16 protein-coding genes are annotated in these 22,057 nt (G+C 75.3%); 11 read left to right on the top strand and 5 right to left on the bottom strand.

Translation table 11 applies throughout. From position 1 onward, the window contains the following. Positions 1-39 precede the first annotated feature (39 nt). Positions 40-2,751, top strand: a complete 2,712-nt coding sequence (locus AC3WT4_RS16495; protein WP_492315954.1) for a cation-translocating P-type ATPase — start codon at positions 40-42, stop codon at positions 2,749-2,751. A gap of 22 nt (positions 2,752-2,773) precedes the next feature. On the opposite strand, the gene AC3WT4_RS16490 is transcribed toward AC3WT4_RS16495, so the two are convergent. From AC3WT4_RS16490 to AC3WT4_RS16480, 3 genes are all read right to left on the bottom strand, one after another. After that, on the bottom strand, positions 2,774-5,455 hold the full coding sequence (locus AC3WT4_RS16490; RefSeq protein ID WP_492315953.1) for a winged helix-turn-helix domain-containing protein: 2,682 nt from the start codon (positions 5,453-5,455) through the stop codon (positions 2,774-2,776). A 65-nt stretch (positions 5,456-5,520) separates the two neighbouring features. After that, on the bottom strand, positions 5,521-6,921 hold the full coding sequence (locus AC3WT4_RS16485; protein WP_492315952.1) for a hypothetical protein: 1,401 nt from the start codon (positions 6,919-6,921) through the stop codon (positions 5,521-5,523). Positions 6,922-6,930: 9 nt separating this feature from the next. Continuing rightward, entirely contained in the window at positions 6,931-7,314 is a 384-nt protein-coding gene (locus AC3WT4_RS16480; RefSeq protein WP_074806851.1) for an SHOCT domain-containing protein, read from the bottom strand. 189 nt (positions 7,315-7,503) lie between these two features. On the opposite strand from AC3WT4_RS16480, the gene AC3WT4_RS16475 reads away from it, so the two are divergent. From AC3WT4_RS16475 to AC3WT4_RS16435, 9 genes are all read left to right on the top strand, one after another. Continuing rightward, positions 7,504-8,034 carry a DUF8691 family protein gene (locus AC3WT4_RS16475; protein WP_492315951.1) on the top strand — a complete coding sequence of 177 codons (531 nt, stop codon included), beginning with the start codon at positions 7,504-7,506 and terminating at the stop codon, positions 8,032-8,034. Positions 8,035-8,217: 183 nt separating this feature from the next. After that, complete coding sequence (locus AC3WT4_RS16470) at positions 8,218-9,255, top strand: ABC transporter substrate-binding protein (RefSeq protein ID WP_083385069.1); 1,038 nt, start codon at positions 8,218-8,220, stop codon at positions 9,253-9,255. Continuing rightward, the gene (locus AC3WT4_RS16465; protein WP_074806857.1) at positions 9,252-10,070 is read left to right on the top strand and encodes an ABC transporter ATP-binding protein; all 819 of its coding nucleotides are present in this window, start codon (positions 9,252-9,254) and stop codon (positions 10,068-10,070) included. The genes AC3WT4_RS16470 and AC3WT4_RS16465 overlap by 4 nt, the downstream gene beginning before the upstream one ends. Then, positions 10,067-10,963: an ABC transporter permease gene (locus AC3WT4_RS16460; protein WP_083385070.1), complete on the top strand. Its 897-nt coding sequence runs from the start codon at positions 10,067-10,069 to the stop codon at positions 10,961-10,963. Before AC3WT4_RS16465 ends, AC3WT4_RS16460 begins: the two co-directional genes overlap by 4 nt. Positions 10,964-11,015: 52 nt before the next feature. After that, positions 11,016-11,675, top strand: a complete 660-nt coding sequence (locus AC3WT4_RS16455) for a GntR family transcriptional regulator (protein ID WP_021483335.1) — start codon at positions 11,016-11,018, stop codon at positions 11,673-11,675. 94 nt (positions 11,676-11,769) lie between these two features. Then, positions 11,770-12,726, top strand: coding sequence for an Ldh family oxidoreductase (locus AC3WT4_RS16450; protein ID WP_209829804.1), 957 nt, complete (start codon positions 11,770-11,772; stop codon positions 12,724-12,726). After that, positions 12,723-14,027 carry an acyl-CoA thioesterase/BAAT N-terminal domain-containing protein gene (locus tag AC3WT4_RS16445; RefSeq protein WP_209829803.1) on the top strand — a complete coding sequence of 435 codons (1,305 nt, stop codon included), beginning with the start codon at positions 12,723-12,725 and terminating at the stop codon, positions 14,025-14,027. Before AC3WT4_RS16450 ends, AC3WT4_RS16445 begins: the two co-directional genes overlap by 4 nt. Before the next feature lie 52 nt (positions 14,028-14,079). Next, positions 14,080-14,943 (top strand): DUF1684 domain-containing protein, encoded by an 864-nt coding sequence (locus AC3WT4_RS16440; RefSeq protein ID WP_108050595.1) that lies wholly within the window; start codon positions 14,080-14,082, stop codon positions 14,941-14,943. 310 nt (positions 14,944-15,253) lie between these two features. Further along, positions 15,254-19,150: a PQQ-dependent sugar dehydrogenase gene (locus AC3WT4_RS16435; RefSeq protein ID WP_492315950.1), complete on the top strand. Its 3,897-nt coding sequence runs from the start codon at positions 15,254-15,256 to the stop codon at positions 19,148-19,150. A 98-nt stretch (positions 19,151-19,248) separates the two neighbouring features. On the opposite strand, the gene AC3WT4_RS16430 is transcribed toward AC3WT4_RS16435, so the two are convergent. Together AC3WT4_RS16430 and AC3WT4_RS16425 are read right to left on the bottom strand one after the other, a co-directional pair. Continuing rightward, positions 19,249-20,385 (bottom strand): FUSC family protein, encoded by a 1,137-nt coding sequence (locus AC3WT4_RS16430; protein WP_492315949.1) that lies wholly within the window; start codon positions 20,383-20,385, stop codon positions 19,249-19,251. Positions 20,386-20,496: 111 nt separating this feature from the next. After that, a complete protein-coding gene (locus tag AC3WT4_RS16425; RefSeq protein WP_257418562.1) occupies positions 20,497-20,640 on the bottom strand; it encodes a hypothetical protein in 144 nt (47 codons plus the stop codon). On the opposite strand from AC3WT4_RS16425, the gene AC3WT4_RS16420 reads away from it, so the two are divergent. After that, positions 20,639-21,988: an extracellular solute-binding protein gene (locus tag AC3WT4_RS16420; RefSeq protein WP_492315948.1), complete on the top strand. Its 1,350-nt coding sequence runs from the start codon at positions 20,639-20,641 to the stop codon at positions 21,986-21,988. The genes AC3WT4_RS16425 and AC3WT4_RS16420 overlap by 2 nt on opposite strands. Positions 21,989-22,057: the final 69 nt, after the last annotated feature.

The raw sequence follows: 22,057 nt of genomic DNA, 5'->3' as shown, positions 1-22,057 counted from the left end.
CGCTGCGACCGTGGGACGAGCGCCCGAGAGGAGCCGAGGATGACGGCTGCACCGATCCCCCGACAGCAGGCACCGGCCCCCACGGGCCCCTGGCACACGGCGCCGCCCGAGGCGGTGTGCGCCGCGCTCGACGTCGACCCGGCCGTCGGGCTGACGAGGGCGCAGGTCGCGGAGCGGCGCGCCCGCTACGGGCCGAACGCGCTCGCGCAGGAGCGCAAGGAGCGGCCGTGGCAGGCGTTCCTGCGCCAGTACCGCGACCTCATGCAGCTCGTCCTCGTCGGTGCCGCGGTCGTGAGCATCATCGCGCTCGGCGACGTGACGACCGGCGTCGTCGTGCTCGCCCTCACCGTCCTCAACGCGCTCATGGGCCTGCACCAGGAGGGCAAGGCGGCCCAGAGCGTCGCGGCGCTCCAGCAGATGCTCGTCATGACGGCCACCGTGCGCCGCGACGGGCGCCAGGAGCAGGTGCCCGCGGAGGAGCTCGTGCCGGGCGACGTCGTCGGGTTCGAGGCGGGCGGCAAGATCCCCGCGGACGGGCGGCTGCTCGTCGCCGCGTCGCTGGAGATCGAGGAGGCCGGGCTCACGGGCGAGAGCACGCCCGTCGCGAAGGGCGTCGCGGCGGTCGCGGCGGACGACGCCCCGCTCGGCGACCGCACCGACATGGCGTACATGAACTCCCAGGTCACGCGCGGGCGCGGCGAGATGGTCGTGACCGCCACCGGCATGACGACCGAGGTGGGCCGCATCTCCGGGATGCTCAGCGGCGTCGAGCAGGACAGGTCGCCGCTCACGCGTCAGCTCGACCGCATCACGGTGATCATCACGGTCATGGCGGCGGTCGCCCTCGTCGTGGTCGTCGTGCTGGGGCTCGTGCGCGGCGAGGACTTCGACAGCCTCTTCGTCGTCGGGATCAGCCTGGCGATCGCCGCCATCCCGACCGGTCTGCCCGCCGTCGTGACCATGCTCCTGTCGCTCGGCACGCGGCGGCTCGCCGAGGAGGGCGCGATCGTCAAGCGCCTCAAGTCCGTCGAGACGCTCGGGTCGACGTCGGCGATCTGCTCCGACAAGACCGGGACGCTCACGCTCAACCAGATGACCGCGCGCCGGCTCGTGCTCGCCGGGCGCCGGTTCTCCGTCGACGGCGAGGGGTACTCCACGACCGGCCGCATCCTCGCGGCGGCCGGCTCGACCGACGTCCCGCTCGAACCGGTCGCGCTCCCGCTGGCGCTCGCGAGCGACGCCGTCGTGCGCGACGGCGAGTGCCTGGGCGACCCCACGGAGGGCGCGGTCGTCGTCCTCGCGGCGAAGGCCGGGCTCGACGTCGAGGAGACGCGCGCGGAGCACCCGCGCGTCGCGGAGGTCCCGTTCGACGCCGCGTACAAGCTCATGGCGACGTTCCACGAGATCGACGGCGAGCTCGTGTGCTTCGTCAAGGGCGCCCCGGACGTGCTGCTCGCCCGCTCGGCGCGATACCTGACGGCCGACGGCGGGTCGGCGCCCCTCGACGACGAGGGCCGCGCGCGCGTCCTCGCGGAGAACGACGCGCTCGCGGGCGAGGGCATGCGCGTGCTGGCCGTCGCGCGCCGCACCGTCGCGCGCGACGAGCTCGCGGGCGACCTGCTCGCCGCGGTGCGCGACCTCGAGCTCCTCGCGCTCGTCGGGATCGTGGACCCACCGCGCCGCGAGGCGCGCGACGCCATCGCCGAGTGCCGCGACGCCGGCATCCGCGTGCGGATGATCACGGGCGACCACGTCACCACGGCCGCGGCGATCGCCGGGCAGCTCGGCATCGAGGGGCGCGCGCTCACGGGCGCCGAGTTCGCCGCGATGTCCGACGCGCAGCTCGAGGCGGAGGTCGGCGAGATCGGTGTGGTCGCGCGCGTGGCGCCGGAGGACAAGGTGCGGCTCGTCGACGTGCTCAAGCGGACGGGCGACGTGGTCGCGATGACGGGCGACGGCGTGAACGACGCCCCCGCCCTGACGCGCGCGGACATCGGCGTCGCGATGGGGATCACGGGCACCGAGGTGACCAAGGACGCCGCCGAGATGATCCTCACCGACGACAACTTCGCCACGATCGTGGCGGCGGTCGAGGGCGGCCGTGGTCTCTACGACAACCTCATGAAGTACATCCGCTTCCAGATGGTCGTCCTCGTCGGGTTCATCCTCACGTTCGTCGGCGCGGGCATCTTCACCGTGGCCGGCGGCACCCCGCTCACGCCGCTGCAGATCCTCTGGGTCAACTTCGCGATCGACGTGCTGCTCGCGATCGGCCTCGGCTTCGACGCCGCGACGCCCGGGCTCATGCGGCGCCGACCCCGCCCGCCCACGGAGCCGGTCATCGGGCGCGCGCTCGGCGTGCGGCTCGCCGTCGGGGGCGTGCTCATCGCCGTCGGCACGCTCGTCGCCGTCGCGTGGGGCGAGGCCGACGCCGACCTCGCCGTCGCGACGACGATGGGGCTCACCGCGATGTCGCTCCTGCACGTCGTCGCCGCGCTGGAGTGGCGCGACCCGCGGGCGAGCATCCTGTCCTCCGAGACGCTCGCGAACGGCCGGTTCGTCGTGCTCCTGCTCGCGTCGCTCGGGCTGACGTTCCTCGTGACGACGCTCGACGGGCTGCAGCGGATCTTCGGCACCGTCGACCTCGACGGCGGCCAGTGGGGCGTGTGCGCGCTCGTCGCGCTCGCGTTCCTCGTCCTCGTCGAGCTCGGAAAGCTCGTGCTGCGGACGGTCGACCGGCGCCGCGCCTGAGGGCGTCTCCTCGGAAGACCCGTCAGGGCACGACGCCGAGCTCGCGGCCGCGCCGCACCGCCTCGCGCCGCGAGCCGACGCCGAGCTTGCGGTAGACCGACTTCAGGTGGGCCTTGACGGTGTTGACCGACACGAAGAGGTCGGCCGCGACCTCGGCGTTGCTCGCCATGGACGGCAGGACGGCGAGGACCGCGAGCTCGCGCTCGGTGAGCGGCTCGACGAGCGGGACCGGCTCCGGCGCCCGGCCCGGAGGGTCGAGGTGGGCGCGCAGCAGCTCGCCGAGCGCGTCGTCGCGGCGCGCGGCCGCGCGCGCGAGCGGCTCGTCGAGCTCGGTGCCCCGGACCGCGAGGAACGGCCGGACGACCCGTTCCGCTGCGGCCAGCTCGAGGGCGCGCCCGAGCGGGGCGTCGACGCGGCGTGTGCCCGCCCGCGCGAGCGCGGACGCCACGACGAGCGCCGCCTCCACCCGCACGACGACGTCCGCCTCCTCCCCCGGCGTGTCCCCGAGGTCCGCGACGGCGCGCTCCGCCGCCCCGGTGCGACCCGCGGCCAGGAGCTCGCGCGCGCCGCACACCGCGACCACCGCGGCGCTCCCCAGCCGTTCCCGCGCGACGCGCGCGCCGAGCGCCGGGCCCGTGCCGTCGTCGACCCGGCGGGCGGCCGCCGTGGCGCGCACCCACAGGTCCGCGAGCACGGGGGGCGTCGCCGACCGCCCCAGGGCGCGGTCCGCGGCGACGAGCGCCTGCCGCGCGGCCCGCGCGTGCCCACGGTCCGCGGCGACGAGCGCCTGGAGCAGCCGGACGGCGGCCTCCGACGCGGGCTCGCGACCACCGGCGTCCGCCGCGAGCGCGTGCGCGAGGTGCCGGTCGAGCCCGTCGTCCGACGCCCGGAGGTAGCGCACCCACGCGCGCGCCGCGTGCGCGGGACGCACGTGCGCGTACCCGTCCCAGCCGCGCCGCTCGGCCTCGACCAGCACGGCGCGCGCGGCGGCGTCCCCCGCGTCGAGCCGACCCGCCGCGACGGCGAGCAGCGCCGCGGCGGCGCGCGCTCCGAGGGCGTAGAGCTGCGGGGCGGGCCAGGACCGGCCACCCGGAGCGGCGGCGGTCCCCGACGCCCTCTCCGACCCCGGCTCGGGGCCCACCGCGCACCAGGCGAGGCCCGCCGCGCGGTGCGCCCGCGCGAGGCCCCGGTACGTCTCGAGGGCGGGGAACGGGTACGGCACGGCGTCCGCCGCGGCGAGCGCGGCGCCCGCCGCTGTCGCGAGGCTGCGCACGTCGCCCGTCGTGCGTGCGGCCGAGGCGGCGAGCAGCTCGAGGAGCACCGCCGCCGCCGGGTCGGCAGCCGGCTCCGCGGCGACGGCGAGGAGGTGCCGCGCCCGCTCGAGGTGGAGCCGGACGGCGTCGAGCCGCTCGTCGACGGACGCGAGCGCGCCCGCGCACAGGTGCAGCCGGGCGTCGGGTCGCAGGGCGGCGTACGGCACGCGCCGCAGGACCTGGGCGACGCTCTCGCGGTGCGGCCCCGCGAGCTCCGCGGCCGCCCCCTCGACGAACACCTCGCCGAGCAACGGCCAGTCCTCCGCGTCCGCCGCGTGCTCGAGCGCGCGCAGCGCCTGACCGTCCTGCGCGAACCAGCGCGCCGCGGCCCGGTGCGCCTCGCGCAGGCCCGCCGGGTCCTCGGACCGCAGCTGGTGCAGGAGCATCTCGCGCAGCAGCGGGTGGTAGCGGTACCAGGTGCGTCGGCCGCCCGACGTCATGACGAACCCGTCCGCCGCGGCCAAGCCCGGGAGCAGCCGGTCCGTCGGCGCCCCCGGGTCGAGGACGGCCGCGAGGTCGGGGCACACCGCCGACGCCACGCTCGTGCGCAGGAGGAACCGCCGGGCCTCGGGCCCCTGGCTGTCGAGGACCTCCGCGAGCAGGAACTCCGCCGCCGAGCGTGCGGCGCGCGCCCGGCTCGCGGCGTCGTGCTCCTCCACACGCAGCCGCACCCCGACGGCCCAGCCGCCGGTCGCGCCCACGACGCGCCCGGCGTCGTCCCCGGAGAGCGCACGCCCCTGCGCCGCCGCGAGCGCCGTGACCGCGGGGGCGTCGAACGCGAGCTCGGCCGCACCGACCTCGGTCATCTCGCCCTGCGCGCGCAGGCGCTGCAGCCGCAGGAGCGGGTCGACGCGCGTGAGGACCACGAGGTGCAGGGGCAGCCGGTAGCGCAGCAGGTCGTCCACCGTGGCCGCGACCTCGGGGCACGCGGCGTGGTGGAAGTCGTCGAGCACGAGCACCACGGGCTCGGGCAGCGCCTCGATCGCCGCGAGGACACGGCGCAGGAGCGCGGGCGTGAGGCGCTGCGGCACGACGAGGGTCTCGAGCGCGTGTCCCGGCGGCACCGCCCCGGCCGCCCGCAGCGCGGCGAGCACGTCGGCCCAGAAGGCCGCCGGCTTGTCGTCGAACGGCTCGAGCGTCAGCCACGCGACGCGTGGGCCGGTGCCGCCGTGCGCCCACCGGGCCGCCGCGGTCGTCTTCCCCCAGCCCGGGCCGGCAGACACCAGGGTGAGACGGCGCGTCGCCGCCGCGGCGACCAGCGCCTCGACCACCGGGCGGCCCATCGTGGACGACGGCAGCTCGGGGACCGAGGTGCGGGCGCGCGAGATGCCGGAGGCGTCCGTGACGTGCGCGACGTCCTCCGGCTCGGCACGGGGCTCGACCGAGGCCATGGGGGCAGGGTATTCCCGGGCCCCCCGGACCGCAGGGCGAGCCGAGCGCGGGCTCGCCACGGGCCTCAGGCCGGACCGGGCCCGGCCGGCGGCACGACGACGGCGGGCGGCCGGGCGAGGATCTCGACGACGACGAGCACGAGGCCCGCGACAAGCGCGACCCCGACGACGAGGCCGGGCGTCGGTGTGCCCGCCAGGAGCAGGACGAGCGCGGCGACCGCCACGATCACGACGCGCACGAACGCCTTGTGCCGCCCGAGCCAGTCGCCGACAGGACCCGTCGAGACGCCCCGTCCCTCGCCCCAGCCGCGGACGGCGGCACCCGCGCGGCCCAGCCCCGCGCGCAGGCTGCGGGCCGAGGCGCTCGGCCCGCCCACGTACGCGGCGAGCGCGACCACGAGGCCCAGCACGCCGACGGTGCGCAGCGTCAGGCGCAGATAGCCGACGGCCTGGTCGAAGACGACCTCCGCGGCGTCGAGACGCACCACCTGCCCCGAGAGCGCGCCGAGGTACAGGCCCCGCGCGACGGCGAGCCCGACGCCCAGCGCGACCATCGCCCCCGTGAGGGCGAGCCCGGCCACGACGAGCGCGCGCGAGCGGTGGTTCGCGACGAGGACCCCCGCGGCGAGCAGACCGAGCACGACCCACGGCAGCCACGTCGTGAGCGTGACGACCTGGGCGTACCGGTTCTGGAGCATGACGAGCTCGGCGGACTGCGCGACGGTGAACGTCGCGTCGACCGACGGGATGCGGGCCGCGAGGTCCAGGCCGCGGTCCACGAGGCGCTCCTTGAGCAGGTCGATCAGCCCGGAGAGCTGGATGGACAGGCGGCCGTCGTCGCTCACCTGGAGGACGTCGCCGTCCTCGCCGCGCATCACGGCGACGAGCTGCTGGTGCGCCACGCGGTTCGCCTGGAGCCAGGCGCCCTCGAACGCGTCGCTCTCCACGAGCCGCGTCGCGGTCTCGTGCACGAGCGACTCGACGCCGCTCGTGAGCGGCGCCTCGAGCGCGGCCAGCGCCTGGGTCGCGCGCGGCGGGACGTCGCGCTCCTCGAGCCCGCCGACGAGGTCGTCGACGAGCGCCCCCACGTCGACGCGCGACATGACGACCTCGGTGAGCCGCCCGGCCACCGCGGACTGCACGACGGGGTCGCCCGCGAGCGGACCGACCGTCGCGACGTAGCGGTCGGTGTCCGTGAGCTCGCGCTGCGCCCACGCCGAGACCGCGCCGAGCGGCGCGAGGAGCGCCCCGAGCGTGATGAGGACCGCGCACGCCGCGGCCCGCAGCCCGCGCCGGGGTCGCCGACCCGCCTGCTGCGGGGTGGCGTCGTCGTCCGAGCCCCCGGGCGGCGCGGCGGGCGGGCGCTCCTCGAGCCGCCGGCGCAGCTCCGCGTTCTCGCGCTCCAGCGCGGCGAGGCGCGCGGCGACGTCGGACGCGTCGCGCCCCGGCGCGGTCTGGTCGGCCATCGCCCGTCCTCAGGCGAGCGCTCGGGCCTTGAGCCGGGCGAACTCGTCGGCGTCGATCGTTCCGGCGTCGTAGAGGGCCTTGGCGTCGGCGATCTCGCTCGCGGGCGACCTGCCGGAGCCGGCCGTGGCCCGCACGTAGTCGTCCATGACCTGGCGGCGCGCCAGCTGCTCCTCCGCGTGCCGCTCCGCCATGCCCCGCCCGCGCGCGATGACGTAGACGAGCGCGGACAGGTACGGGACGACGATCAGCGCGACGATCCACAGCGCCTTCCACCAGCCGCTGAGCGTCTTGTCGCGGAACAGGTCCGCGACGATCTGGAACAGCACGACGAGGTAGGCGATGAAGAAGAACCACCACACCATGAGCCAGAACCAGTCCCAGAATCCGTCCATCGGGCACCCCTCGTGTCGGGTCACGGCGGTCCCGTGACGCTCCCACTGTGGAGCGGCGCGGGCGCCCGCGTGCTCACCCGTCGGGGGTAGTCGGCCGACCGGCGTCCCGGGCCACCCCCGCCGGGTGATCCGGCCCGGGCCCGCACCCCCGCATCCTGGACCGACGTGGGCGACCCGGGAGAAGGACGCATGGACCGCACGACGCTGGTCGAGGTGACGGTGCTGGGGCCGGTGGTGCTGCCCGAGCCCGACCTCGCCGAGCTCGGCGTGCGCCGGTCCGTGGAGTGCACCCGGCTCGAGGCCCGGGTCCGCGACCAGGCCGCGCTCTACGGGCTGCTCCAGCGGCTCGCGGCGCTGGGGCTCGACCTCGTCGAGCTGCGCACGGCGGCGCCCGGCGGCCGGCCCGACGTCGAGCTCGTCGTCCGCGGCCCGGTGGGCGCGCTCGTGCAGCAGATGCTCGACGACGTCGGTCGTGCGCAGCCGGCGACCAGCACGACGTACCGCGTGCGGGCCACGGACCTCGTCGGCGTGCTCGGCGCCGTGACCGGGCTGCCCGCCGACGACGGGGGCGCCGACCGCCCGCCCGGCGACGACCGGCCCGACGCGACCGCCATGGACGTGCGCATCGCGCAGCTGCGCGACCTCGCCGCGCTGCGGGACCGGGGCGTCCTCACCGACGCCGAGCTCGCAGAGCAGAAGGCGCGCGTCCTCGAGCCGTGAGGGCGGCAGGCCGGGCGGGTCGGCCACGCGCACGGCAGGGCGATGCCCGTTCCGCCTCCTTCGCGTTACGTCGTCCCACCACGCGAGACGATGGGGACCACGCTGGGGCCAACTGATGCACTAGCGCATAGTGGCAAGCACATCACGAAGCGCTTGCTCGTGTGTCAGACCCCAGGAGGACTCATGGCCATCTCACGCCGCTCGTCGGTCACCATCTCTCTCGTCGCGGCGGCGGGGATCCTCGCGGGCTGTGCGGGCGGGAGCGACCCGTCCGGCGGCGGGGACGACGCCGCGCCGCAGATCTCGTTCCTCTACTCCCCCTACGCGGACTACGCGCCGTTCTTCCTCGCGGAGGACAAGGGGTACTTCGAGGAGGCGGGCGTCGACGTCGAGCTCCTCGCCAAGGGCGGGACGTCCGGCGAGACCTACCAGCTCGTCAGCACGAACAACGTCACGGCCGGCGGCGCGACGTGGGGTGCGGGCCTGTTCAACGCCACCGAGGCCGGCGCGTCGCTCTCGGTGATCGCGAGCGTCTCGCGCGTGCCGGAGAGCGGGCCGAACCCGGCCCCGTTCGTCGTCGCGGCCGGCTCCGGCATCACGTCGATCGAGCAGGTCGCCGGGAGCCGCGTCGGGATCCCGGGCGACGGCGGCTTCGGCATCTACTCGGTGGCCAAGGCGCTGGAGGCCGGGGGCCTCACGCTCGACGACGTCGAGCTCGTCAACGTCGGCCCGCCGGAGACCGGTCCCGCGCTCGTCGGCGGCTCCGTGGACGCCGCCTGGTCGATCGAGCCCATCTCGTCGTCGCTCGAGAGCGAGGGCATCGCGTCCGAGATCCTCCCGATCGACTACCACGCGGGCACCGAGCTCGGCGCCCTGGTGTTCAGCACCGAGTACGTCGACGAGCACCCCGACGCGGTCGTCGCGTTCACGGCCGCCTACCTGCGCGCCGCCGCGGAGCTCGAGGCGGGCGGCTGGGACGACCCGGCGAACCAGGAGATCATCGCGCGGTACACCGAGCTCCCGGTCGAGACGCTCACGTCGCTCGCGCTCACGGAGCAGGACCCGACGGGCGAGATCGACTGGGAGGACGTGCACGCCCAGGAGCAGTTCTTCCGCGAGCGCGGGACGCTCGAGTACGAGGGCGAGGCGGACGTCGAGAGCATCTTCCGCGCCGACCTCCTCGAGCAGGCGCGCGAGCGGGCCGCGGAGCTCGGCTCGTGACGGCCGTCTCCGTCGAGGGCCTCTGGAAGGGGTTCCACGACCGTCGCCGCGACGACGTGCTCGTCGCGCTCCAGGACGTGTCCCTCACCATCGAGGACAACGAGTTCGTCTGCGTGCTCGGACCCTCCGGGTGCGGCAAGAGCACCCTCCTGCGCATCCTCGCGGGCCTGGAGGAGGCCGACCGCGGGACGGTGACGATGGCGGCCCGTCCGTCCGTCGTCTTCCAGGACCACGGCGTGCTGCCGTGGCTCACGGTCGAGCAGAACGTCGAGTACCCCCTGCGCCTGCGGGGCGTGCGGCGCTCGGCCCGGCGCGAGCGCGTCGCCCCGCTGCTGGACATGGTGGGCCTCACGGAGTTCCGGGGCTTCTACCCGCACCAGCTCTCGGGCGGCATGCGGCAGCGCACGTCGGTCGCCCGGGCGCTGGCCGACGACGGCGCGACCCTCCTCATGGACGAGCCGTTCGGTGCGCTCGACGAGCAGACGCGCGTCGTGCTGCAGCAGGAGCTGCTCAAGATCTGGTCCCAGACGTCGCGGTCGGTGCTCTTCATCACGCACAGCGTCGACGAGGCGCTCGTGCTCGCGGACCGCGTCGTCGTCATGTCGGCCCGGCCCGGCCGCATCCTCGCCGACGTGCGTGTCCCGTTCGACCGCCCGCGCGACATCCTCGAGCTGCGCCGCGACCCTCGCCACGGCGAGATCACGTACGAGCTGTGGCGCCTGCTGCGGGACGCCGAGGCGCAGGACGCCGAGTCTCACGACGCGTCCGGGGCGGACGAGCGCTCCGCCGCCGGTGCCCGGGAGGCGGTCGCATGACGACCCCGACCGACGAGCGCACGCCCGCCCGCCCGACCGGCCCGGCCGCGAGCGGCGGGACCCCGGAGGGGACCCGGGACGGCGCCGACCGCACCGCCGAGATCACGCGCGAGCTGACCGAGGAGCTGCGCCGCAGGCGCACGGGTCGCTTCGTGCGCGTCGTCGGGCCGTTCACGCCGCTCCTGCTCCTCGCGGTGTGGGAGCTCGCGAGCCGGACGAACGTGCTCGACGCGCGGTTCTTCCCGCCGCCGTCGTCGATCGCCGAGACGTTCGCACAGCTCGTCGGGAGCGGCGAGCTCTTCGAGCACGCGGGCATCACGCTCACGCGCATCGCGATCGGGTTCGTGCTCGGCGCCGTGCCGGGGCTGGTCCTGGGCATCGCGCTCGGGTCCGTCACGACCCTGCGCACGCTCCTCGGGCCGATCTTCGCGAGCCTGCTGCCCGTGCCCAAGGTCGCGATCTTCCCGCTGCTGCTCCTCGTGTTCGGCCTCGGCGAGGCGAGCAAGTACGTGATCGTCGCGATCGGCGTGTTCTTCTACGTCTTCTACAACGCGATGGGCGGCGTGCTCCAGACGCCGCAGATCTACTTCGACGTGGCGACCGCCAACGGGGCGGGCCGGCTCCAGCGCTGGCGGACGGTCGCGCTGCCCGCCGCGCTGCCGAGCATCTTCACCGGGCTCAAGCTCGCCGTCGGCGGCGCGTTCGTCATCATCGCGGCCTCGGAGTTCGTCGGGTCGCGCAACGGCCTGGGCTATCTCATCTGGAGCTCCTGGACGACGTTCGCCGTCGCGAAGATGTACGTGGGCATCGTCACCATCTCCGTGCTGGGCTACCTCTCCACGACCCTGGTCACGGTGCTCGAACGACGTCTCGTGCCCTGGTCCCGTCAGTAGGAGGCAGCATGAACCCCCATCACGACCCGTCCCGCGCGCCCGGGGCCGACGCATGAGCGTCGTCCCGGCCGCGGACCGGATCTACCACGAGCTGCGCCGTCGGATCATCTTCACCGAGCTGCGCCCCGGCGAGGAGATCGACGTCACCGAGACGGCGTCCGAGTTCGGGACGTCGCGCACGCCGGTGCGCGACGCGCTGCACCGCCTCGACCACGACGGCCTCGTGGACGTGCGGCCGCGCGCCCTGTGCCGCGTCGCCCCGGTCACCCTCAAGACGCTCGTCGACGTGCTCGACGTCCGCGAGGCGACGGGACCGATGGCGACGCGCCTCGCGGCCGCCCACGCGAGCCCGGCGGAGGTCGACGAGCTCGCGGCCATCGCCGAGGGCACGTACCCGCAGGCGCAGGACGTGCAGTCGATCCTGTCGGCGTCGCACCTGTTCCACTGCCGGGTCGCGAAGTACTCGCGCAACCCGCGCCTGCACGCGATCACCGAGCTCGCGCTCGAGGACCTGGAGCGGGCGTTCCGGCTCTGCGGGCGTCAGCCCCTGGAGCCCGGGCCGCCGCTCGACGACCACCGGCTCCTCATCGAGGCGCTCCGCGCGGGCGACGGCGAGCGCGCCGCCCGGCTCGAGCTCGAGCACATCCGTCGCGGTCGCAGCGTCGTCATGGGCCTCGCGATCGACTCCGGGGCGTTCTTCGGCGACGACTGACCGCCTGCCTCGCGCGACGACCCGCGCGTCCCTCCCGCCCCACCCGCACGACCCGACCCGCCCCACCCCACCCCGACCACCCGAGAGGACCGCCGTGCCCGCCACCCCCACCGTGCGCGTCGTCGCCGCGGACGCCCGTGCCCGGGCCCGCGCGGCGCTCGCCGCCCACGACCCCGCCGACGCCGACCTCGCGGCCCGTGCCGTCGTGGCGGGGGACGCGTCGGGGTGGCCCGAGTTCGGCCTGGCGCTCCTCGTCCGCGAGCTGCGGGAGGCGCGCGAGCGGACGACGACGGGGCGGGCCCGGCCCGCGGGGCCGGCCGCCGTCGTGACCGGGGCGACCGCGACGCTGGACGCGCACGACCTCCCCGGGCCGGTCGCGCTCGCCGCCGCGGTCCGCCAGGCCGCGGGGCTCGCGCGCGGGCTCGGCGTCGGCGTCGTCGCCGTGCGCCACGCGGGCGGCACGGGGCGCGTCGGCGCGTACGTCCGCGCGCTCGCCGAGGACGGGCTGGTCGGGGTCGCGCTCGCGCAGTCCCCCGCCACCGTCGCCCCGTACGGCGGGACCGCTCCCGTGGTCGGCACGAACCCGCTCGCCGTGGCGGTGCCGCGGGCCGGGCAGGGTCGCGCGCTCGTCGTGGACGCCGCGACGAGCGCCGTCACGCTCGCGGACGCACGGCGCCACGCCCGGGAGGGCACGCCCCTGCCCGACGGCGCGGCCCTCGGCCCCGACGGCGAGCCCACCCGGGACGCGGGTGCCGTCGGTGCGCTGCTCCCGGCCGGTCTGCTCGGGTCCCTGCTCGGCCTCACGGTGGAGGCGCTCGCCGGGCTGGTGACCGGCGCGCGCGGCGACGCCGTGGGGCGCGGGCTCTGGGTCCTCGCGCTCGACCCCCGCGCGTTCGGCGCCGACGACCTCGCCGACCGGGCCAGCCGCCTCGGCGACGACTGGACCCGCGCCGGGGGCCGCGTCCCGGGCGCCCGGCCGGACGCGGAGGCGTTCGACGTCGACCGCGACGTCTGGGACGCGCTGGACCCGGCGACGGGAGACGCGTCGTGACGCTCCGGCTCACCGTCAGCCCCGCCGACGACCTGCTCGACGTCGCCCGCCGCATCGAGGTGAGCGGCGCCGCACCCGGCGCGCTCGTCACGGTCCGCGCGACGACGGACCGCGCCGGGACGCCGTGGTCCGCCCGCGCGACCTACCGCGCGGACCGGGCCGGCACCGTCCGGCTCGACCGCGACCCGCCGATGACCGGCGACTACGGGCGCGTCGACGGGATGGCGCTCCTCACGTCGCAGCGGCCCGACCCGACGCCCGGCACGGCCCCCGGCCGGCCCGCCGCGACCGACGTCGCGCGCCCGCTGCGCACGCGCCTCGAGGCGTGGGACGAGCACGACGCCGCGCAGCGCGCGACGGCCGACCTCGTGCAGCGCTGGACCGGGCCGGGGGTGCGACGGCGCGAGGTCCGCGAGGACGGCCTCGTCGGCACGCTCTTCGTGCCGCCGGGCGACGGCCCGCACCCGACGATCGTCGTGCTCAACGGCTCCGGCGGGGGGATCAACGAGCAGCGCGGCGCGCTCTACGCGTCGCGCGGCGTGCAGGCGCTCGCGCTCGGCTACTTCGGCGCGCCCGGGCTGCGCGACCACATCACCCGCACGCCGCTGGAGTACTTCGAGACCGCGCTGCGCCACGTGCACCGCGAGCTCGCGCCGCGTGCCGGCGTCGTCGTGGTGAGCGGCCAGTCCCGGGGCGGCGAGCTCGCGCTCCTGCTGGGCGCCACCTACCCCGGCCTGGTGGGCGCCGTCGTGGCCTACGTGCCCGGGGCCCACGTGCACGGTGCCCAGGGCGCCGCGGACCCTGCCCAGGGGTGGGACTCCCCCACGTGGACGCTCGGCGGCGAGCCGCTCCCGCACCTGTGGCAGGACAACCCCGGCGTGACGTGGCAGCCGTGGACCGGCGGGCCGCCCCCGGACCGGTACCGCGACGTCTACGTCGACGGCCTGCGCGACCGCGGGTTCGCCGCCCGGTCGCGCATCCCCGTCGAGCGCGTCGCGGGGCCCGTCGCGTGCGTCTCCGGCATGGCCGACGGGCTGTGGCCCTCGAGCATGTACGCGCGCCAGGTCGTCGAGACGCTGCGCGCCGCGGGCCACGCGCACGAGACGCTGCTGCTCGACTACCCCGACGCGGGCCACTCGATCGCCCTGCCCCACCTCCCCGTCGCGCAGGGCCCGACCCGCCACCCCGTCTCCGGCATCGAGCTCTCGGCCGGCGGGACCCCCGCGGGCAACGCGTACGCCGACGCCGACTCGTTCGCGCAGGTGTGCGCGTTCGTGGAGCGCGCGACGCGCGTGCCCTGACCTGCACCCTCCGACCCCGATCTTGACCCGACCCATCGACGAGAGGACCGACATGCCCGCAGTGAGCGCCGAGTACCGCCAGGAGTGGGAGCGGTGGCACCGCGCCCGGATCGACGAGCTGACGAGCCCGTACGGGTGGATGTCCATGGTCAGCCAGGACTGGCTGACGGGTGCCGAGCCGCTCCAGGTCGAGGGCGTGCCCGGCACGTGGTCGGTCCAGGACGACGAGGTCGTGTACACACCCGACGGCAGCGGCGAGACCGTGACGCTCGACGGCGCGCCCGTGACCTCACCGACGCCCGTGTCGACCGGTCACAAGTACTCCCTCGTGCCCGCGTTCTACGGCGACCTGCGCGTCGAGACCATCCGTCGCACCGACGCGACCGGACGCCAGATCTTCGGCGTGCGCGTCCGCGACCCGCGCGAGGCGGCCCGCAAGCGCCTCGACGACATCGAGACGTTCCCGCTCGACGAGCGCTGGGTCCTCCCGGCGCGGTTCACGCGGACGGCGGAGCAGGCGTCGGACTACCCGACGGTCGAGCGCGGGGTGTTCGAGGAGCAGCGCGTGATCGGCACCGTGACGTTCACCCTGGACGGGACGGAGCACACGCTCCTCGTCGCGGGGCGCCCGGACGACGACACGGGCATCGAGCGCGGCAACGCGCACTTCACCGACACCACGAGCGGCAAGGAGACGTACGGCAACGGCCGGCTCGTGCGCGTCCCCGACACCGAGCGCGACGGTGACACCGTGGTCGACCTCAACCGCGCCTTCTCCTTCCCGTGCGCGTTCACGAACTTCGTCACGTGCCCGCTCGCCCCGGCGCAGAACCGGCTCCCGGTCGCGGTGACCGCGGGCGAGAAGAAGCCGCCGCTCCAGATCGACCGCATCCAGACCTTCGCGCAGGCCTCCTGACCCGTCCGCGTCCGGGCGGCCTCCCGGGTGCCGCGCGGACCGATCTCTTGACACTCGGAAAGCGCTTCCCTACGCTGCGAGAGTCGCGCACACGGACGTGCCGCTCGAGAGCAGGACGGGAGAGCAGGACGCGGCGACCGCCGAGGTCACCGACCGTGCGCCCGGCCCGGACGGGCCTCGCCGCAACGACGCGGGGACGAGGACCGACGGCGTGCAGGAGGGCCGGCCCGGCGACGACGCCCGGCGGGTCGGTCGCATGACAGCGCTAACCAGCGTCGTGCCAGCACCATCCGACGAAGTGGAGCAGACGATGACGTCTACGCATGCGAGCCGACGAGGCAGGGCGGCGCTCGCCCTGTCCCTCGCGGCCGTCCTGGGAGGGACACTCCTCGGACCACCGGCGGCCGCGGAGGAGGCCGCGGACGAGTTCAGCGAGGTCCTCAGCTTCGAGTCCTACCAGCGCACCGCCCTGAACGGCCAGGACGGCTGGTCCTCCTCCTCCGCCGCCCGGGTCGTCGCCGACCCGCTCAACGGCAACAACCAGGTGCTCGAGATGGTCGGGGGGACCCAGCGGGCCCACCGCGCCGTCCCCGGCATCGCCGACGGGACGACCGGGACCGTGTTCTTCCGCTTCCTGCGCTCCGGGAGCGTCGACACGTCGTTCGGGATCACGGACCTCGACGCGCCGTCCGACTACGCGCACAGCCGCGCGTACGTGAACAACCAGAACGACGACGTCATGCTCGTGCGCGACGGCGGCGCCTTCAAGCCCGCGGGCGTGTGGTCGCGCGACACGTGGCAGTGCGTCTGGATCGTCGCGGACAACGCGACGGACAAGGTCAGCGTGTACAGCCAGGGCGGCCCCTACGAGGAGGTCACGCGGCTGCCCGCGGGCACCGAGCAGCAGTTCGGCTTCCGGCAGGCCGTGAGCGGCGCGCTCGACCGCTTCTTCTGGATCAACGGCGCGAGCAGCGCGGGCCGGCTCCTGCTCGACGACGTCGCGGTCGACACGACCGGGCAGAACCTCGCGGTCCCGACCGGCAACCCGGCCGACTGCGCCGGGGGCGGCACCGCACCCAGCGAGCCGCTGCTCAACCCGCTGCCGGACCCGACGCCGTCGACCCTCGGCATCGAGGTGACCGAGCTCGCCCAGCTCCCCGAGTCCTCGACGACCCCGGCGACGCAGGACCAGCGCCTCGTGCGGCACAACCGGATCACGCACCTCGACGAGATCCCGGACGGCTCCGGCCGCCTCATGGTGCCGGACAACAACGCGGTGCTCTACACGGTCGACAAGGACACCGGCGAGCACGTGGCGTACCTCGACGTGCGCCAGCAGTTCCTCGACAACTTCCACAACAGCGCGGGCCTCGGCACGGGCCTCGGCTCGGCCGAGTTCCATCCTGACTTCGCCGAGAACGGCCTGTTCTACACGGTGCACACCGAGGGCGGCACCGCGCTGACGCAGGACACGCCGGACTACCCGGCGTACGGCAACACCCAGTTCCACAGCGTCGTCACGGAGTGGAGGGCGACCGACCCGTCGGCACCGGTCTTCGCCGGCACGAGCCGTGAGGTGCTGCGCGTGCCGTTCGCGGGCCGCGTGCACACCGTGCAGCAGATCGCGTTCAACCCGACGGTGACCGAGGGCGACCCCGACTACGGCAACCTCTACGTCCTCGTGGGCGACGGCGGCAACGGTGTCGGCAACGGCAACCCGCAGGACCTCGCGACGCCGCAGGGCAAGGTCTTCCGCATCGACCCGCTCGGCGACGACAGCGCCAACGGGAGGTACGGGATCCCCGCGGACAACCCGTTCGTCGGGACCCCCGGTGCGCTGCCCGAGATCTACGCCCTCGGCCTGCGCGACCCGCACCGCATCAGCTGGGACCCCGAGGGCGACCACACGATGTACCTCGGGCACATCGGCGAGTGGCAGGTCGAGTCGGTGTACGCCGTCGAGCCGGGCGACAACTTCGGCTGGTCCGTGCGCGAGGGACCGTTCCTCGCGGACAACCGGCAGATCTTCCCCCTGCCCGCCGACGACGCGCAGCACGGCTTCACCTACCCCGTCGCCGCGTACGACCACAACCGCGACCCGGGCCAGACCGGTGACGCTGGCGTCGCGCTCAACGGCGGCTTCGTGTACCGCGGCGACATCCCCGAGCTGCGCGGCCGCTACCTGTTCACCGACCTCGTGCGCGGGTGGGTCCTGGGCACCGAGGCGGACGAGATGGTCCGGAACGACGGCGACCCGGCGGACCTCGCCGAGATCGAGCACCTGCGCGTGTTCGCCGACGGCGCGGAGACGACGTTCCAGCAGCTCGTCGGCGACCAGCGGGTCGACCTGCGGTTCGGCGCGGACGCCGACGGGGAGCTGTACCTCATCTCGAAGGCCAACGGGAAGATCTGGCAGCTGACGGGCGCGCGGCGCGCGACGGCCGCCTCCCCCGTCGCGCTGCCCGAGCTCGCCCCGAACCTCGTCGCGCACTACGACTTCGACCACCCCGTCCAGGGTGCGCCGACGTGGGAGGCGGACCAGGGCTGGTCGGGGACCGACATCGAGCTCGTCAACGGCGGCGTCGAGATGCGCGTGGCCGACCGGGCCTACCCCGGCGCGGGCGAGGCGCTCCAGACGCAGCAGATGAGCCCCCGCACGGCGTCGAACGACGACTGGAAGGCCGGCCTCTACGACCCCGACGGCGTCGACTCGCTCGGCGCGTTCGCCGGGGCGGACGAGATCTCCGTGATGGGCTGGTTCAAGCCGACCGGCGAGCACCCCGCCCTCAACTCGGGCACGGCGAACCCCGACGACCGCTACAACGCGATCGGGCTCGCGGGCGTCCTCACGGGGACGTCGGACGGGCACGCGGTGCGCGCGCTGCTCGAGGTCATCACGGTCGACGGCGAGCTGCGGCTCGTCGCGCTCGGGCGTCGCCTCGACGGCGGCGGCTCGTGGACGTTCGCGGCCGACCTGCCGTGGGACCAGATCCTCCAGCGCGACCAGTGGGTGCACCTCGCCGCGACGTTCGACTTCGCGGGCGGCGAGATGAAGCTCTACCGCAACGGCGAGGAGCTCGAGGGCCGGTACACGGCCTCGAACCCGTGGGGCGCGGGCGCGACGTCGCCCACCGACCCGGCGGGGATCAAGATCGGCGGCAGCTTCCCGCAGGACACGCGCGAGGCGAACCCGTTCCACGGCCGCATGGACGACCTCATGTTCCTCGACGTCGTCCCGACGCCCGAGCAGGTCGCCGCGCAGTACGCGCTGTTCGGCGCCCAGCCGGTCGAGCCCCCGGCGCCGCCGTCGTGCGCACCGGCGGGCGAGCCGATCACCGACGTCCTCGGTGCCGAGCACTGGGCGCCTCGGACGCCGTCGAAGTGGCAGTTCCCGGGCGACGCGGTCGTGCTCGCGCAGGCGGGTGACAACCCGAACGACGGCATCCGCCGTCCGTTCGAGTACGCGGTCCTCACCGAGGGTCCGGAGCTCGGGTCGTTCGCGCTCGACGCCGAGGTACGGCTCGACGCCCCGGCGTCCGTGAACAACCGCGACGTGATCGTGGTGTTCGGCTGGCAGTCGGACACGCAGTACTACTACGCGCACCTGTCGCAGGACAACACGATCTACGCCCACAACGGCATCTTCAAGGTCGACGGCAAGGACCGGGAGCGGATCGACGACCAGTGGGACGGCGCCGTCGGTGCTCCCCCGGCGGTCACCGACGAGGAGTGGCACGACGTGCGCGTCGTGCGCTGCGCCGACAGCGGCGACGTCGCCGTCTACGTCGACGGGCTCGACACGCCGCTCCTCACCGCGAACGACACGACGTTCGGCACGGGACGCGTCGGGTTCGGCTCGTTCGACAACACCGGCAGCCTGCGCGGCCTCGTGGTCACGCCGGCCGAGGAGCCGGCCGGCGTGGCGCTCGACGTCGTCGTGACGCCGCGGTGCCTCGCGGGCAAGGCGTACCTCGCGGTCGCGGCGACGAACGGGTCCGACGCCGCGGCGGACGTGACGCTCACGACGGCGTTCGGGTCGCGCACGGTCGCGGGCGTCGCGCCCGGGGCGGCGGCCTACCAGGCGTTCGCCGCGCGCGCGACGGCGCTCGACGCAGGGTCCGTCACCGTGTCCGCCACGGCGACGGTCGACGGCGAGGAGGTGTCGAGCGAGGAGGTCGTCGAGCACGCCGCGCACGCCTGCGGCTGACGCCCTCCTGACCGCCCGCCGACCACCCGAGCCGCCCCGGCCCCCAACGGCTGCGTCCGACCAGCCCGCGGGACCGGGGCGGTTCCGCGCGCCCGTGGTCAGGCGGCCGCGAGCGCCGCCACGCCGCGCCGCAGCGCGAGCACCACAGCGCCCGCGACGAAGTAGTCCTGGTCGTCCTCGCGGCGCGCCGCCCGCACCCCCTCGTGCAGCTCCTGCGTCCGCTGGGAGAGCTCGCGCAGCGCCTCCTCGGAGGCGGGCTCCGTGCCGACGGACCGCAGCGCACCGGCGTAGGCGTCCAGGGCGCGCGCCGCGAGCGGCCGCAGGCGGGCGCCGAGCGCGAGGTCGTCGCGGTCCTCGCGCTCCCACTCGACGAGCAGGCGCACGAGCGACTCGACGACGTCGGCCGACCCCTCGAGCTCCTGCGCGCGCCGCACCTGCGACGCGGCCCAGTCGCGGTGCCGGCGCAGCCGGATGTTGGCGCGCGCGGCCTCGCGGGTCCGGGCGACGGCGTCGCGCGCCCGGGTGAGCGTCGGCTCCACCTCGCGCCGCCGCTCGTCCCACTCCTCCGCCGACGGCGGGCGCTCGCCCGCGAGGCCGTCGCCGAGCGCCTCGACCTGGTCGACGAGCGTGTCGCGCAGCCCGTCGAGGGCCTCCTCGGTCGGGGTGAGGGGCAGCGGCGGCACGAGCAGGTTGATGACGACACCGATGCCCGCCCCCACGACGACGAGACCGGCGTACGCGCCGACGAACTCGACCTTCGCGGCGTTGCCGATGATGAGCACGAACAGGGCGGACGTCACCGCCCACGTGCCCATCTCGCCGAACCGCCGCCAGCCCGCGCACAGGAGCGCGAGGCCCACGACGAGCGCGACGGACAGCGCGCTCGGGGCGAGGACGAGGTCGACGCCGCGGGCGATCGCCGCGCCGACGAGGATCGCGAGGATCGCCTGGGCCGACTCGCGGACGGAGCGCGCGAGCGTGCTCGTCGTCGCGACGACCGCGCCGAGCGGGGCGTAGTAGGGGTACTCGGAGAACGGGGCCGGGGCGAGCACCCCGACGTACCACGCGACCGCCGCCGCGAGCGCGCCCTTGACGGCCAACGACCACCGGGGGTGGCGCACCCACTGCCGCTGCGCCGCCGCGACCGCCCGGTGCGCCCGCGTCCCGGCCTCCACGACCCGGGGCGCCCGGGCCGCGAGCGGGGTCCGACCCGTGCTGCTCTCGTCTCGTGCCACGGCACGAGGGTGCCCCGCCCGGCGGGCGCCCGCACGCGCGCCCTCCCACCCGGGTGCTCGGCAACCGGGCGCGAGAAGCGGCTCGACGTGTGAGCGGGCAGAGCCGGTGCTTCACTGGCGGCGTCGGTGCAGCCAGACGCCGACGCCGTCGAGCACCACGGTGGCGTCGCGCACCCCTGCCGTCCGCCCCGTGGCTCCCACGAGGAGGCAGATGATGGTCCGACGACGCGGCCCGGCAGCCGCAGGAACGAGCATGGTGGTCGCCGCCCTGGCCCTGACCGGCTGCGCCCAGGGCACCGGTGACGACGGCTCGGACGTCGACTTCACGGCCGACGGGTCGCCGTCGGGAGTGCTCTCGGTCATGGGCTTCGGGACCGGCGACGAGATCGGCGAGGTCCGCTACGACCGCGCCGTCGAGGGCCTCGACGGCGTCGACGTCCGTCTCTCCGAGGGCGAGCTCGACATCCAGGCCTTCCTCTCGGCCGTCGCGTCGGGCAACCCGCCGGACGTGGTGTACGCGAACCGCGACCAGATCGGCACGTTCGCGTCCCGCGACGCGATCCTCCCGCTCGACGAGTGCGTCGCGGCCGAGGAGATCGACATGGACGCCTTCGTCGACACCGCGGTCGACCAGGTGACGTTCGACGGCAGCGTGTACGGGATCCCGGAGTTCAACCAGGTCCAGGTGACGATGGCGAACGCCGACCTGCTCGCCGCGGCCGGGCTCACCGTCGAGGACGTCGACGGCTCGGACCGCGAGGCCGTCACGGCGGCGAACGAGGCGCTCCTGCGCGCCGACGGCGGGACGCTGAGCGTCATCGGGTTCGACTCGAAGCTGCCGGAGTTCCTCCCGCTGTGGTCGAAGGCGGTCGGCGCCGACCTGCTCTCCGAGGACGGCCGCACGGCGCAGCTCGACGCCCCCGAGGTCGTCGAGTCGCTCGAGTGGGCGGTGGGGATCTACGACGCCCAGGGCGGCTTCCCCGCGGTCAAGACGTTCCGCGACTCCGCCGACTTCTTCGGCGCCGGGAACCAGTTCGCGACGGGCGCCCTCGGCGCGATGCCGATGGAGCAGTGGTACATCAACGTGCTCAACGAGTCGTCCCCGGACGCCCCCATGGCGTTCGACGCCGTGCGCACGCCCGACGGCGACGCGATCGCGTTCGCGTCGGGCTCCGCCTGGGCCGTCCCGCGCGGGAGCGAGAACCCCGCGGCGGCGTGCCGGTTCGCGCGCCTCATGACCGAGTCGGACGCCTGGGTCGAGGCGGCGCAGGCGCGCGCCGACGCGCGCGCGCAGGACGGCCTGGTCTTCACGGGCGTCCTCACCGGCAACGAGGAGGCGGACCAGCAGATCCGCGACGACCTCGTGCCCGACGACGCGCCCCAGCCGTGGCAGGACGCGATCGACGCGATGTACGAGGCGAACGACGCGACCTTCGCGCTGCCGGCGAACCCCGCGGACAACGAGTTCGAGACCGCCTGGCAGGACGCGGTGAACCGCGTCCTCAACGGCCAGCAGGAGCCGGCCGAGGCGCTCGCGCAGGCCCAGGACGAGGCGCAGAAGGCGCTCGACGACGCCTGGGCGCAGTGGGACGAGGAGGACTGAGGTGGCGGCAGCGGACGTCGCGCCGACCCTGCCGACCCCTCCCCCGGCGTCGGGCGGTCCGCGCACGGC

It is taken from the genome of Cellulosimicrobium sp. EB106-03-01-XG111, from assembly GCF_058792115.1.
This window is presented reverse-complemented; position numbering and strand designations above follow the sequence as displayed.

Excerpts from the sequence above, each read along its gene's own strand:
- AC3WT4_RS16460 (WP_083385070.1), top strand. The coding sequence starts at position 10,067 with ATGACGACCCCGACCGACGAGCGCACGCCCGCCCGCCCGACCGGCCCG.
- AC3WT4_RS16475 (WP_492315951.1), top strand. The coding sequence starts at position 7,504 with ATGGACCGCACGACGCTGGTCGAGGTGACGGTGCTGGGGCCGGTGGTG.
- AC3WT4_RS16490 (WP_492315953.1), bottom strand. The coding sequence starts at position 5,455 with ATGGCCTCGGTCGAGCCCCGTGCCGAGCCGGAGGACGTCGCGCACGTC.
- AC3WT4_RS16440 (WP_108050595.1), top strand. The coding sequence starts at position 14,080 with ATGCCCGCAGTGAGCGCCGAGTACCGCCAGGAGTGGGAGCGGTGGCAC.
- AC3WT4_RS16485 (WP_492315952.1), bottom strand. The coding sequence starts at position 6,921 with ATGGCCGACCAGACCGCGCCGGGGCGCGACGCGTCCGACGTCGCCGCG.
- AC3WT4_RS16435 (WP_492315950.1), top strand. The coding sequence starts at position 15,254 with ATGACGTCTACGCATGCGAGCCGACGAGGCAGGGCGGCGCTCGCCCTG.
- AC3WT4_RS16420 (WP_492315948.1), top strand. The coding sequence starts at position 20,639 with ATGGTGGTCGCCGCCCTGGCCCTGACCGGCTGCGCCCAGGGCACCGGT.
- AC3WT4_RS16495 (WP_492315954.1), top strand. The coding sequence starts at position 40 with ATGACGGCTGCACCGATCCCCCGACAGCAGGCACCGGCCCCCACGGGC.
- AC3WT4_RS16470 (WP_083385069.1), top strand. The coding sequence starts at position 8,218 with ATGGCCATCTCACGCCGCTCGTCGGTCACCATCTCTCTCGTCGCGGCG.
- AC3WT4_RS16425 (WP_257418562.1), bottom strand. The coding sequence starts at position 20,640 with ATGCTCGTTCCTGCGGCTGCCGGGCCGCGTCGTCGGACCATCATCTGC.
- AC3WT4_RS16455 (WP_021483335.1), top strand. The coding sequence starts at position 11,016 with ATGAGCGTCGTCCCGGCCGCGGACCGGATCTACCACGAGCTGCGCCGT.
- AC3WT4_RS16480 (WP_074806851.1), bottom strand. The coding sequence starts at position 7,314 with ATGGACGGATTCTGGGACTGGTTCTGGCTCATGGTGTGGTGGTTCTTC.